Origin of the sequence: Klebsiella sp. HMSC09D12, assembly GCF_001808475.1 — a bacterium.
GTDB lineage: Bacteria > Pseudomonadota > Gammaproteobacteria > Enterobacterales > Enterobacteriaceae > Klebsiella > Klebsiella oxytoca.
Window position 1 is genome coordinate 26,971 of the sequence record NZ_KV793493.1, and the last position, 13,336, is coordinate 40,306.

The following is a 13,336-nucleotide window of genomic DNA, read 5'->3' on the forward strand; positions in this document are numbered from 1 at the left end:
CCTTAACAGCAGGCCAGTTCAAAATCAAAACGTTCCGGCACAATACCGTGCTCGCTGTCCAGCGGCATAAAGCGGATGGCAAAACGGCTCTTATGACCTGAAATTTGCGGGTAGAGCTGGCTGGCAAGATCCAGGCGCAGACGCAGCAGGTCGGCGTCCTCGCCGTTGTCCTGATAAAAACCGTTCAGGCTGGTCTGCTTACGGAAAGGTGCCGAGTTGCGGATGAGATCGAGAACAAGCAGCAAGGATTGCGTTAAAGGTTCAAGGCTGGTCAGCCACTTACCGACCTGCTCATCGCGGTATGCCTGCGGCATATGCAGCCAGATATGCAGCGTCGGGAGGTCAAAGCTACAGCAGCCACCTGGGATGCTTAAGCGCTGGCGCACCAGGGCGATCAGACGGTCTTCTCGCAGATACTGGCCGATCCGCGGGGCGGACATTAATGTGCTGCCGGATTGTTTTAGCTGCTGGCGTAATTCATTGATGCGATCCTGATCGACCCCAGGTACTTCTGCCCAGGATTGCAGTTTCCTCTGTTGGCGATCCAGCTCTTTCATCAGATCGGTACGGACTTCACCGCGTTCTAAAACATCTAAAAGATCGCCGATATTGCGGAAGAAATGCAGCGCATCCGCATGAGTGGTAATCGCCGGATGAACGGATAACTGCTGAAGTAAAAATTCAATGCGTAGCCAGGTGCGCATCTTTTCATTAAGCGGATGTTCAAAAAGAACAGGGGTATGCATTACGGTTTTTCCTGTGAGGCGGCCTGCGATGCCAGACGTTGATACTTTGCATGCAGGCGGGCGACAGCTGATGCTATGACATCAGGTGAACCCATATTTTCAATAACATCATCCGCTACGGCAAGGCGCTGCTCGCGCGTCGCCTGAGCGGCAAGAATATGTTCCGCATGTTGCCGACTGACCCGATCGCGAAGCATCGTACGCTCAATCTGCGTCTCTTTTGGCACATCGACAACCAGTACGCGGTCGGCTTTGGTGGACAAACCATTTTCGACCAGTAGAGGTACAACCCAGAGAATATAAGGCGAGGTGGCAAACTGTATCTGCCGACGCGTTTCCTGCTGAATTTGCGGGTGCAGCAGCGCGTTTAGCCAGCGCTTATCCTCGTCATGAGCAAAAATATGCTCGCGCAGAGCACGACGGTTCAGGGTACCATCTTCGTTGAGCATCTGCGCACCAAAGCGTTGAGCAATAGCGCTTAGCCCCGGTGTACCGGGCTCCACCACCTGGCGCGCGATAATGTCAGCATCAATAACGTTAACGCCGAGCTGTGCGAACGCATCGGCTACGGTACTTTTACCACTGCCAATGCCGCCTGTTAACGCCACCGTGTACGTCATACACCTCGATCCTGAAACTGACTACATGCATATTTTCAACAAACAGCGCCGTTATTTACGACATGACAGCGACGCCGCAGCTGTTTTATCGACGTAATATCGAACCGATAATCTGCTGTCACCACGCATTCTGATTCTTTTTACACATGTAAATCAAGTGGTTAAAAATGATACGCTGGCGATTAAATATCGCGGGTTCGCTTTTGTCTATTCACCAGGTAAATTTATACGATTGTAGCGTAAAAAAAGTGAAAATCGCAGTCTTGCGCGGCCATGATTCGTGCGTATGATAACGTCACTGGAGTTGTGCTCTCACAATAATGCAATTAACCCCAGGAATTCGCACATGCGTATTGAAGAAGATCTGAAGCTTGGTTTTAAAGACGTTCTTATCCGCCCGAAACGCTCTACCCTCAAAAGCCGTTCTGATGTACAGCTGGAACGTGAATTCACTTTCAAACATTCTGGCCAGACCTGGTCTGGTGTGCCGATCATTGCCGCCAACATGGATACGGTGGGCACGTTTGCTATGGCCAAAGCGCTGGCTTCTTTTGGCGTTCTGACCGCAGTTCATAAGCATTACAGCGTTGAACAGTGGCAGGCGTTTGTTCAGGGCGTTTCTGCGGATGTCCTGCAGCATGTCATGGTCTCAACCGGCACTTCCGATGCGGATTTCGAAAAAACGAAGCAGATACTGCTGCAGAACCCGCAGCTTAGCTTTGTGTGCATTGATGTGGCGAATGGTTACTCCGAGCACTTCGTGCAGTTTGTGGCCAAAGCTCGCGAAGCCTGGCCGCAGAAAACTATTATTGCGGGTAACGTTGTGACCGGTGAAATGTGTGAAGAGCTGGTTCTTTCTGGCGCCGATATTGTGAAGGTTGGCATTGGTCCGGGGTCCGTTTGTACGACTCGCGTAAAAACTGGCGTCGGATATCCGCAGCTTTCCGCCGTAATTGAATGCGCCGACGCGGCGCACGGCCTGGGCGGGCAGATTATCAGCGACGGCGGTTGTACTATGCCGGGCGATGTGGCTAAAGCATTCGGCGGCGGCGCGGATTTCGTGATGCTTGGCGGTATGCTGGCCGGTCACGAAGAAAGCGGCGGTACCGTAGTTGAAGAGAACGGCGAAAAATTTATGCTGTTCTACGGTATGAGCTCCGAGTCGGCGATGACCCGTCACGTTGGCGGCGTAGCGCAGTATCGTGCGGCTGAAGGCAAAACCGTTAAGCTGCCTCTGCGCGGCCCGGTTGAAAATACCGCGCGCGATATCCTTGGCGGCCTGCGTTCCGCATGTACCTACGTTGGTGCTTCACGCCTGAAAGAATTGACTAAACGCACGACTTTTATTCGCGTACAGGAACAAGAGAACCGCGTGTTCAACAGCCTGTAACGCAACTCGCTGGCGCGTCTGCGCCAGCGCTATCCCCCCATCCCGCTAATGGCGTCGCCCAGATGAAAAATGGGTAAATACATCGCGACTACCAGCACGCCGACAATCGTTCCGGTAACGACCAGCATCATCGGTTCCAGTAAGGTGGCCAGGTTATCCGCCTGCTGTTGCGTCTGCTCACTGTGATGGCGAGCCAGATTTTCCAGCATGGTATCCAGCGAACCCGAAGCTTCACCGGTACGTATCAGTTGCAAACAGAGCGGCGTGAATCCTCCGCTGTCAGTGAGCGCCTGCCAGATGGGCGCGCCGTGAGTGATTTGCCGGGAAACCTGCTGCAGCCTTTGTCGCCATAGCGGACAGCTCAGGGTTTCTTCCACGCTTTGCAGGCCCTGCAGAAAGCTGATACCGGCGCTTTGCGTCAATGCGAGTACGGTAAATATCTGGCTAAGCCGCTGACCGCACAGCAGTTTGCCAAACACCGGCAGCTTATGGAGAAGTTTCTGACGATACAGCAGCCAGTTGGGCCTCTGGCAAATCAGCCGGTTGAGTATCGCAGGTAAAACGAGCAGCGCAGCGAGCAATGGCCAATAGTGAGTTAACCCTTCGCCAATGCCCATGACCGCGCGGGTCAGCAGCGGTAGCGGGGTATTGAAGGTTTGATAAATGGCAGCAAACTCTGGCAAAACAAAGCACAGCATTCCCATCACCACCAGTAGCGCCAGGGACAAAATAATCAGCGGATAGCGCAGGGCCTTTTTGACTTTTTCGCTAAGCAGTCGCTGTTCTCGCTGCTGATGAGCTAACTGCGCGCAGCATAGCTCCAGTTTACCGGTAAGTTCTCCGGTGCGGATCATTGCCAGATAAAGCGGAGGAAAAGCTTCGGGCCATTTTTCAAGGGAGCCTGAAAGCGAAATGCCTTGCGCCAGATCCTCAGCCAGGGTTTGCAGCAATGCCTGCCACTGCGCGTTAGGCTGCTGCTGCGCCAGCAGTCCAAGCCCCTCAGCAAGGGGAAGACCGGCCTGGAGAAGGGCGGCCAGTTGGCGAATAACCTCACCGCTGTAGCGTGGATGCCAGAGGGACTTTTGCACACTACAGCGGCGCAGCGTAAGCGGGATGATTCGTTCTCGCTCCAGGCTTTGCAATGCCTCAGGGCGATTATCCTGCCAGAGCGTTCCCTGGCAGGGCATCCCCTGACCATCGATACCGTGCCAGCGCCAGAGTCGTTTAGTCGCCATGCGGGATCCCTAAAACGCGTACCACTTCTTCCAGACTTGTCATCCCACGCTCTACAGCCAGACAGCCGCTTTCAAACAGCGTCATCATGCCGGATTCCCGCGCCAGCGTTTCGATTTCCTCAGCGCTAAGGCCCTGGGTAATCCCCTGCCGCAGTGCGGTATTAACCGGCAGCAGTTCGAAGAGTGCCAGGCGACCGTAGTAGCCGTGATAGCAGTGCTGGCAGCCCGGAGCCTGCCACTGAGGAAGCGATCGCGGCCACAGGCTATGCGGGACGTTGGTCGAACTGCCGGTTTCACGGCGGCAGTGCGGGCACAGTTTCCGTACCAGGCGTTGAGCGACAACCAGCGAGAGCGCGGATGAGACCATCCAGCGCGCAACGCCCATCTGCTGCAGGCGAACCAGCGTTTCACACGTTGAATTGGTGTGCAATGTTGAGAGGACTACACATCTCTTATGATAAACTCCTGTTAAGTCTATCATGGTAACTTACTAGCTCATGCCAAAAGCAATCTCATACATTCGATTTTCCTCAAGAATTCAGGCATCTGGAGACTCAACCAAACGCCAGAACAAGTACATAAATGAATGGCTCAAGAATAATCCAGACTATCAATTAGATGAGTCGCTCAGGTTTCAAGACCTCGGCATAAGTGGTTACTCTGGCGCTAATGCTAAATCAGGTGCATTTGGTGAATTCTTAGCCGCTGTTGAATCAGGGGTTATTGAGGCGGGTTCAGTGTTGTTAGTTGAATCACTGGACAGGGTAAGCCGTCAAGACATTGACACTGCAAGGGAACGTCTGCGAAAGATTTTGTTAGCTGGTGTTGATGTGGTCACATTGGCGGATAACTCATGGTACAAGAAAGAGAGTCTTAATGACCCTCTCAGCTTGATTAAAGCTGTGCTTATCATGCAACGTGCTAATGAAGAATCTGCCACGAAATCAAAGCGGTTAAGGTCTGCATGGGATGCAAAACGAGAAGAAGCTGCTAAGGGTAAGATAATGTCACGGCGCTGTGTGGCGTGGCTCAGAGTGTCTGATGATATGTCTCACTTTGAGCTAATACCCGATAATGTGAAAGCGGTTCAGCGTGTCTTTCAGCTACGTTTAGAAGGCTTGCCTTTTGTACGAATCGCCAGACAGATGAATGAAGAGGGCTTCTATACTCTAAACCAGCGCAATCCAGTTAAAGGTGCATGGTCTCATACCACTATTAAAGCACTCTTGGATAACCGCTCAGTGATTGGTTTCAAAGTGCCGTCTAATTGTACAGTTACGAAAGGGGTAAAGGAGATACCCAATTATTACCCTGCCGTCATTAGTGAAGAACATTTCTATGCTGTACAGCAGTTAAAACAGGGCGCAGGCCGTAGACCATCATCAGAAAAGCCCTTACTTACTAACCTCTTCAAAGGTGTAATGCGTTGTGCTGAATGTGGCTTTGTGACCATTGTTAACTGTGCAACTGAAAAATGGCATGGGGTCTATAGATGCTCAATGAGATATGAGGGGCGATGTCATGCCAAAAGTATCAACCGTCGATTGGCTGATAAAGCCCTTGTTCAGGGGCTTCTGTATAACACTAACCGTCTTTCCCTCAATCGTGGTAATGGCTCTGCTATAGGCTCTCTTCAAAGTGAGTTAGAACAGCTTCAGAAACAGCGTGAGAGGCTCATTAAGCTGGCTATGCTGGCAGATGATACCGAATCAATGGCAAAGGATTTGAAAGCCCTGAATAGTCAAATTAAGGACGCTGAAAAGGCTGTCTCAGAGGTTCACCAGCGAGAGCAATCAAGCCAGCTTGAGACAATCAGTCATCTTGATTTAACCTTGAAGAAAGACCGGATAGAGGCTCAAATCATTATCAAACGGATAGTGAAAGAGATTCGGCTAAACACCGCTCAAAAGAAGTGTGATGTCTTCTTACACAACGGCTTGAAATTGTTAAATTTCCCACTGGATAGGGTTGTTGATGGTGCGCAATGGCTGGAGATTTTACCGCTAATTGATGGTGATGAATTTGACTTTGAAGGGTTCACTACCAAACCGCGACACTTAGCCTTAGAAGAGGCCCCAAAGTGGGTGAAAGAGATGGAAGAGCAACCTAATCAGCCGTTGTGAAAACTTTGCTTACAAAATCATGATTCAAATGTAAAATCGCAATCAATTAGCTTACAGAAATACCAGAGGTGGCTGTGTCCAATTCGCCAGTACTAGAGTTACAAAACCTTGTGTCTTCAACTGATGGAAGCATTACAGATATGCTTCTAAAAGCAAAATTGATTGCATCCAAACTTGAGTTGGAAGTTTTTGATGATTTCATTAATAAAGAGTTTCTTGGTTACAAATATGCTTTATTAGGTGAGGATAGGAAGAAATTTCCATCTTACAGACAAATACGAGCAACCATTGTCAAACGGGATGAATACTACAATTATGTTGATATTGACATATATAACTGTGAAGACCCATCTTTTTTTAAGACCTTGCTGGAATTAAGATGGGCTTATGTGACACTGAGTATTACTCATCTTGAGTCAGAGTTGTCTTCTGGTGGAACGTTATATCTAAATATTCCAGACTGGCTTTTATGGGATACTCCCATTCCCACCGCAGATTATCAATATTATTTCTGGGAAATTGAATCGGTTAAAATTAAAGAAATTATAAGTGCTATAAAGTTTAATTTACTTGAATGGACATTGAGTTTAGAAAGGCAGGGGATATTAGGTGAGGGGCTGTTGTTCACGCAAAAAGAAATTGATGCGGCTCCCATGACAATTACCAATAACACCAATAATTTTCATGCCCCTGTGAATAATGCCGGTTCAATTGGTGCGGGTAACTCAGGTGATAATCATCAAAATAACTCTATCGTTTCTGGTGACTTTAACTCGCTCAAACAGCAACTCAGGGGATTTGGTGTTCAAGATGACGATATCGGGTTATTGGAGGAAATAACTAAAGAATCACCAGCGCCTTTGTCGCACGATAAGCTTGGTAAAGGAATAGGTGATTGGGCGGGAGCGATGATAGGCAAGGCTTATGCTGGTGAACTTAAGATTTCTGGAGTTTCTGCTCCGGCACTTCTTATAGGTTCGATTTGCAGCTACTTTGGTATTGCATCATGATTTTAAGGATTATCGGTATGTCGTATGGAGTGACTAATGAGTAATTCACCTGTATTAGAATTGCAAGCTCTGGCTGGAGACCCATCTTCAGACATTGTCGCGGTTTTATTAAAAGCTAAGATGATAGCTGTTAAATTAAATTTGAATGACCTTAGTGAATGGCTTGAATATGAAATTGAAGGTTATCCAACAGGTAATGATATTCCAAAGTATCGAGTAGGTCGAGGGATAGTCAAGGCGTTCAATCCTTATCATGGCTGGTTTCCTGTTGATTTTAGTAATGTATCGCCAGATTTCATTGAGAGTGCTTCTGAGTTTAGGATTACCGAATCAATATCGTCAATGAAAAAAGGCGAATCAAAAGATGGTATGCTGCGTATAACAATGCCTCCTAAAATGGTAAATCTCTTATTCGGCTCGCACGATATTCCCCCTGAAGTTTGTTGGTTTTTTAGTGCAAACAAACTCAATCATATAGTGACAACCGTAAGAAACAAGATTCTCACATGGTCTCTGGAGTTAGAAAAACAAGGGATTATGGGGGATGGTTTATTATTCACCCAAAAAGAAAAGGATGCAGCACCAATGACAATCACAAATAACAATACGAATAATTTTCACGCTCCTGTAAACAATGCTGGCGCAATTGGAGCAGGTAACAGTGGCGACATCAATCAACAAAACTCTATCTCAGTTGGTGACATTGCATCCCTTGAGCGTGAGCTAAAGAGTCACGGTCTTGATGATAATGATGTTGCTGAATTGAAACAGCTTGTTGAGCAGTCCCCTAAACCAGCTTCAAAAGAAGAAGTTGAAAAAGGTTTTGGGGCGTGGATTGGTAAGATGACTGGTAAGGCTTTTACAGGTGCGTTAAAGGTCGCTGGTGCGGCGGCTCCTGCCGTTCTTACTAACGCAATCTGCTGCTACTTCGGGATCCCTGTTTAACTCTTTTAAGGTCGCTATGGTTAGACGGGATTCCTTTTTGATTTCTGAAATTTCCATAGTGACCCCTTCAATGACTTGTTAATCCTGAAAAGTAGCCGTTTAGATGGCTAAATTAACAGTGAAAAACAGTATTCCCATATGGGGTGAAAACCCCTATCAACACCAGTAATTTCAATAGCTTTAGCCTATTAACTGTTCTTTATTCAGAACAGGCGTTATTCAGTGAATTTAATCCTGTTTAAATTTCTTCTTTGCTCCAAAGTAACCGCCAGCAGTTGAGGCCGCTACATAGGTAATCATAATCTGAATGGTATTGCGGGAAACATCCGACACAAAGTCATCATCAAAGATGCTTATATAGCCATCAGACGTATCAGCCACACGTTGAATCAGGTCAATAAGCAATATGTGATTCAGATATAAAAAGGCCGCTACGTTACAGATGGCAAGCACCCATCCCAACTTGCTTAACTTTTTGCCTTTACACCATAAGTATGAGGTCATCCCGCAACTGAACGAACAATAACCGATGATTGGGGCAATCAATGCCGCTGTATGTAACATGCTCTTACCGTCTATGTTAGGGGCTATCAAGTGGCTTTTAAGATAATTGATTGGTCATTTGGTTACAATCAGCCCTCAGTCGATGCAGTCTCAAAAGGAAGTGGTTTTGATACTCCTGAAAAGAGTCTCGAAAGGTGTGATTAGGTTGTCTCAAAAGGTTGATTTTGATTTTTGATACATATATCATTTTGAGACTGGCTTTTGAGACAACTTTCAGGGAATCACCATAATGTCATCTGTAATCGCTTACGTCCGTGTATCAACTTCTGACCAGACTATTGAGAACCAGAAGAAACAAATCAATGAGGCTGGCTATCAGGTAAACAAGTGGTTCTCTGATGAGGCTGTATCAGGTGGCATTAAGGCAACAGAGCGTAAAGGGTTCGGTGACCTGCTGAACTATGTTCGTGAAGGGGATACGCTGGTAGTTATTGGGATTGACCGCTTAGGCCGTAACACTATTGATGTTCTCTCAACGGTTGAACTTCTTCAGGCCAAAGGAGTGAAGGTTATCAGTCTCCGTGAAGGATTCGACCTGTCTACACCAGTGGGTAAGGCTATGCTCACTATGATGGCTGGATTGGCTTCTTTAGAGAAAGACTTGATAGCAGAGCGCAGAACAGCAGGGATTAAACGTGCTCAGTCTGAGGGTGTTCACTGTGGAAGACCGATTAAAGCAACCTCTGAACAGGTTCAGGAACTTCTTTCACAGGGAATGTCACCAAAGCAGGTGCAGGGTGAGTTACAGATTAGTAAGGCGACTTTCTATCGACTGAACAAGTAACAATTGGATGGTGATTCACAATGCCCCTTCGCTGGGGCTTTTTTATATCTGGCGTTTATCAGGATCCCTGTAACGCATTCTAAGCGGCCTTTATATTAACCTATGGGTTAGGTTGCCATCATTAAATAATCGCTTAGAAAGCTGCACAGGCTCAGATATGTTCATTTTTTGCCATTGGTACGGAACCTTTGAAAAGGCGCGACTAAGCAGAGAGACTCAGACTATTCAAAATCTTCAAAGGTGCTTTAGATATGTTGAAAGTTTCCGGTGAAGCTGAAATAAAAGTAGGGCTGGATATTTTTTGGAAAAAATATTTCCAGTAAATTCACCTACTATCTTTAAGCTACTTTCAGGGATCCTTGTAAGCTGAAAGTAGGTGAAGTTACAAAAGAGGTCTTTAACGGGAGTGCTTGGAATCTTCAGGTATATTTAGCTCTCAATAATTATCTCTAACTATGGTATCGTATCGCTCAATAAATGTAACTATTTTTTCATAATTATCTGTATAAGTGTTAAGCCATCTATCCATTGCATCTTCGATAATATCAATTAAATCAGTGTAATTAAAAAACGTAATTCCCTCATGCTCGCGAGTGGGAGTGCCTTTTGGTGCTATCGAGTAACTAATCCTTTGGGCCTCACCCCTGATTACCTTATGTGAGTTGAGGTTGGTCATGTGAAGTAATGAGTTCCTTAGTTCGTAAAGGTCTTTGGATGTAATACCTAGCTTGGGTAACTCTGAATATTTATCCATCCATTGAACAAATACAGCACTTCTTGGTGGGTTTCCTAATTCAATAAAAGCCATTGTGTCGATGAATGATACGAGTAATTTGAAGCTTGAAAGATAATGCTTGTTATTAAATAGCAAGTGAATCGGGGTGACGTGGTCATCAATTAACAGTTTTTTTATTTTAAAACTATTCCCATCACTGTATTGTTCCAGATAGTCAGGCATAACTTTAACACCCTCCACTTCAGCGTTAGGGTTGTGCTTGCGCCTAAATTGTTCATTAGCGGGTACTGTTGCATCTACTCTTGGTATTCCGTTTACTATTGCTGTAAAAACGTGCAAAGGGCTTTGCGGAGCATTAACGGCTTCAAGTGCAATCTCAAACGGTTGTAAAGAATTTCCTATCCTTGCATTTGCAATAAACCTATCAATTGTTAGCATACCTTTTTCATCCAATGTAAACGGATGTATAGGGTAATGAGTGCATAGCTGTGCATCAGATATAATATTATTTTTTAAAAATTCTAATTTTTCAGCATCCGTTCCCTCGCACTCATGGCACGAGATGCCAACATCCTTTATGTGTTTTCCATCCTCACAAAAATAAAATAGATTGAAGATAACTTCGTTCATTACGCTTCACTCACTGGTTGCTAATGGTATTGAAAGACTAATTCTATATCAATAACACTACAAAATCTCAAGCCGTATTTGAAAATATAGGTTTGGATGAACGAGGGCTTCAGTGTCAGGTGTGCTCATATGGCTTCGCTGTGTAGACAAGCTAAGATTTTGCAAAAAGCAGAGAATCTTTGAAAGGTGAACTGCTGAGTAGGTGGATGTCCGCTGTCTGATGTCGGATATTCTTGATGAATTAGGTGAAGTCTAGATAAAAAACCTCACCTAATTATTAGAAAAATATAAAATCAATAAAAGTCTTCTGGTAAAGAATTACCCCTTCTTCACGTTGTCTTCCTGCCATAACGGTTGGAGGTTACTCAAAGCATTGATAACGGAAATATCTTTTTCACCCATCTTGAGAAAATGTGAAACAGGGATTTTATGGTCGATGTTCCAGCAGCCTTTGCCAATTCCGTAGTTAGCCCAACACATGCCATATGTCCAAAGACTTTCAATATGGAGTTTGAACTCCTTTTCGGTATACAACAGGCGTTTTCTGAGACCTTTGTATGGTAGCCCCATGCGATTGCATGTGGTCATAGCCAGGCATAAATAGCTGTTCTTATCCCGATACCGCTTCAGGCGTTCAAGGCATTTATCCCTATTCGTTTGACGATACCGTTTATTGTGCTCAAGACGCCTTTCCCGATTATCACCAGCCCAACGATTGGAGTTGTCATTATTACATTCAACACAGAAAGAATTACTCGCATAGTGCTTACCCGCACCATGAACTTTACATATGTGTATAAAGGATTTTTCGCCAGCAGCTTTAGCAGCAGCATGTTTAGGAATCGTGAAGTCTTCTGTACCAGTCAGAAAGAGGAATTGATTAGACGGTGATGGTTGAATGACCTTAGCAGGTAAATCGAAAGGTAGGGTGCTCATAACGCTGTTTATCCATGTTCAAAAGTTCATCCATTCCACTAGCAGAAATCACCAGTGAAAGAAAACCCTTGCTGTGTAAGCGTTATGTGCTGCTGTTTCAGGGTGTAGGCAGCGACTGAAACCAATGTTAAGTGATAGCTGTAGGTTGGTCACATTTGGGGTGTGAATCCTTCACCGTTCATCGGTCTGTTATTTGATGATTGCTAATCGGGTGGGCTTACTGGAACCTGTCACAAACTCAACTAAATGAGCCGTTACAGCAGAATTACCACATCGTTTCCGGTGTTTCACTTCCATCTCCTAACAGACTGATTATTCTATCAAAGATGATGGTTTGATGCAATGTAGTCTGAGCTATTCTTTAGCGCTCTCTGAGGGCTTATTAGAGCTGTGAAGGGGAACATGCTATTAAGTATTAAGAGCGCTTCAGAATGACATACAGGGATTCTGATAGGCTATCTGAATAAATACAAGGCGAAAGCCATAGCACCGATAAGCGAAGCAAGGTGAGATTTAAATGATTGGTGATTCAGGAATTTAACTTTCTGTTAAGTGTTATTGATATTCTTTGTAAGTGAATCAATCAAATTTTCATGGCTTTTTGCGTTAGCCATGTTTATTGAAGTGAAACAAAAAGACTCAATCAGTTAACTTAACAGATAACTCTATTTATATCATATTTTCATCAATTTTTCTTAACAAAAAGTGCTAAATATGCATTTTCGCCATCAAGCCCACCCCGCCAATAATAACCATTCATCAATTTCTGTAATAACAAAATACCACTGGACAAAAACACAGTTCCGTATGATAATAATACAGTAATGCTCATTTATCAAAATCGGTCAACAGGGTCTTAGATAGATGAGAATAGCCGGAAGGTCACTTTCTCAGGTTTTATCTTGGGGGTGACCTTTCCTGTTTCAGGAGTATTAATATGAATGAAGAAAAGAAAGAAATACTTTATCATCGTAGCTGAAAAGACACATCAATTCTACATGCAGTATAAGAGCCTTTCCGAATTAACAGGAATCACACCTCTCTCTGATTACACCCCGCCTCGTATGATGACTAAAACCAGACGGTACGAAATCATCAAGGCTATCTGCCAGAAACTGAAACCCCTTGACGGAATTTAACATTATGTTAACATTTATATATTGAATTGATTTCCTGGCAAATTAATGGCTTTCCTGTGGCATCCTTCCTCGGAGACAGGTTAGCCAACCCTTTACACATTCCAGATTACACTACACGGGTTACGTAAAAAGACGGCCTGTGTGGTGTATTTTTGTATCTGAATTTCACGAGAGCGTTACTAATGACAACCTTGAATAAAGCCGTATCAATTAACCAACCCATCGCAAGTATTAACCATCTGCTACCTTTTGAACAACGTCAGCATATTGAGAAGCTCTATTTCCCGAAGGTTCAACAGGTCACTGACAAGATGTCTAAAGCAGAATCTGAATATCAGGATGCAGTAGAATCGCGCCAGCAATTGATTAATCAGAAAGCTGCCGAATATCAGGCTAATCCTTCAGAACGTCACGGATTCATTGTGAAGCAGGTTTACCCAACGAACGGCTTTGTTGAATAAATCAGATTTCGGGTAAG

General features: G+C 45.1%; 12 protein-coding genes and 1 pseudogene. 6 read left to right on the forward strand and 7 right to left on the reverse strand.

Features of this window, described 5'->3' with window-relative positions; all coding sequences use genetic code 11:
* Nucleotides 1-2: 2 nt before the first annotated feature.
* Together zapD and coaE are read right to left on the reverse strand one after the other, a co-directional pair.
* Nucleotides 3-746, reverse strand: a complete 744-nt coding sequence (gene zapD / locus HMPREF3178_RS19570) for a cell division protein ZapD (RefSeq protein WP_004108104.1) — start codon at nt 744-746, stop codon at nt 3-5.
* Nucleotides 746-1,366, reverse strand: coding sequence for a dephospho-CoA kinase (coaE, locus tag HMPREF3178_RS19575; RefSeq protein WP_017144997.1), 621 nt, complete (start codon nt 1,364-1,366; stop codon nt 746-748). Before coaE ends, zapD begins: the two co-directional genes overlap by 1 nt.
* Before the next feature lie 346 nt (nt 1,367-1,712).
* Here coaE and HMPREF3178_RS19580 point away from each other — a divergent pair, with 346 nt between their 5' ends.
* Nucleotides 1,713-2,756, forward strand: coding sequence for a GMP reductase (locus tag HMPREF3178_RS19580; protein WP_004108101.1), 1,044 nt, complete (start codon nt 1,713-1,715; stop codon nt 2,754-2,756).
* Nucleotides 2,757-2,785: 29 nt separating this feature from the next.
* Here the strand turns inward: HMPREF3178_RS19580 and hofC are convergent, their stop codons facing one another.
* Nucleotides 2,786-3,991: a protein transport protein HofC gene (hofC, locus tag HMPREF3178_RS19585; protein WP_004108099.1), complete on the reverse strand. Its 1,206-nt coding sequence runs from the start codon at nt 3,989-3,991 to the stop codon at nt 2,786-2,788.
* Nucleotides 3,981-4,436, reverse strand: a pseudogene (locus HMPREF3178_RS19590) (ATPase, T2SS/T4P/T4SS family); the annotation flags it as partial. The gene hofC and the pseudogene HMPREF3178_RS19590, both read right to left, overlap by 11 nt.
* A gap of 52 nt (nt 4,437-4,488) precedes the next feature.
* Between HMPREF3178_RS19590 and HMPREF3178_RS19595 the strand changes: the two are divergent.
* The 3 genes from HMPREF3178_RS19595 to HMPREF3178_RS19605 all read left to right on the forward strand — a co-directional run bounded on the left by HMPREF3178_RS19595 (nt 4,489) and on the right by HMPREF3178_RS19605 (nt 8,069).
* On the forward strand, nt 4,489-6,114 hold the full coding sequence (locus HMPREF3178_RS19595) for a recombinase family protein (protein WP_017144995.1): 1,626 nt from the start codon (nt 4,489-4,491) through the stop codon (nt 6,112-6,114).
* 74 nt (nt 6,115-6,188) lie between these two features.
* Nucleotides 6,189-7,124 (forward strand): AbiTii domain-containing protein, encoded by a 936-nt coding sequence (locus tag HMPREF3178_RS19600; RefSeq protein ID WP_029496748.1) that lies wholly within the window; start codon nt 6,189-6,191, stop codon nt 7,122-7,124.
* Between the two features lie 36 nt (nt 7,125-7,160).
* Entirely contained in the window at nt 7,161-8,069 is a 909-nt protein-coding gene (locus tag HMPREF3178_RS19605) for an AbiTii domain-containing protein (protein ID WP_017144993.1), read from the forward strand.
* Nucleotides 8,070-8,297: 228 nt separating this feature from the next.
* Here the strand turns inward: HMPREF3178_RS19605 and HMPREF3178_RS19610 are convergent, their stop codons facing one another.
* The gene (locus HMPREF3178_RS19610) at nt 8,298-8,633 is read right to left on the reverse strand and encodes a hypothetical protein (RefSeq protein WP_017144992.1); all 336 of its coding nucleotides are present in this window, start codon (nt 8,631-8,633) and stop codon (nt 8,298-8,300) included.
* Between the two features lie 229 nt (nt 8,634-8,862).
* Here HMPREF3178_RS19610 and HMPREF3178_RS19615 point away from each other — a divergent pair, with 229 nt between their 5' ends.
* On the forward strand, nt 8,863-9,417 hold the full coding sequence (locus HMPREF3178_RS19615; RefSeq protein WP_017144991.1) for a recombinase family protein: 555 nt from the start codon (nt 8,863-8,865) through the stop codon (nt 9,415-9,417).
* A gap of 436 nt (nt 9,418-9,853) precedes the next feature.
* Here the strand turns inward: HMPREF3178_RS19615 and HMPREF3178_RS19620 are convergent, their stop codons facing one another.
* Nucleotides 9,854-10,783, reverse strand: coding sequence for a hypothetical protein (locus tag HMPREF3178_RS19620; RefSeq protein WP_017144990.1), 930 nt, complete (start codon nt 10,781-10,783; stop codon nt 9,854-9,856).
* Nucleotides 10,784-11,101: 318 nt separating this feature from the next.
* Nucleotides 11,102-11,719, reverse strand: a complete 618-nt coding sequence (locus HMPREF3178_RS31035; RefSeq protein WP_139146034.1) for a hypothetical protein — start codon at nt 11,717-11,719, stop codon at nt 11,102-11,104.
* A 1,321-nt stretch (nt 11,720-13,040) separates the two neighbouring features.
* On the opposite strand from HMPREF3178_RS31035, the gene HMPREF3178_RS19640 reads away from it, so the two are divergent.
* A complete protein-coding gene (locus HMPREF3178_RS19640) occupies nt 13,041-13,319 on the forward strand; it encodes a hypothetical protein (RefSeq protein WP_017144986.1) in 279 nt (92 codons plus the stop codon).
* Nucleotides 13,320-13,336 lie beyond the last annotated feature (17 nt).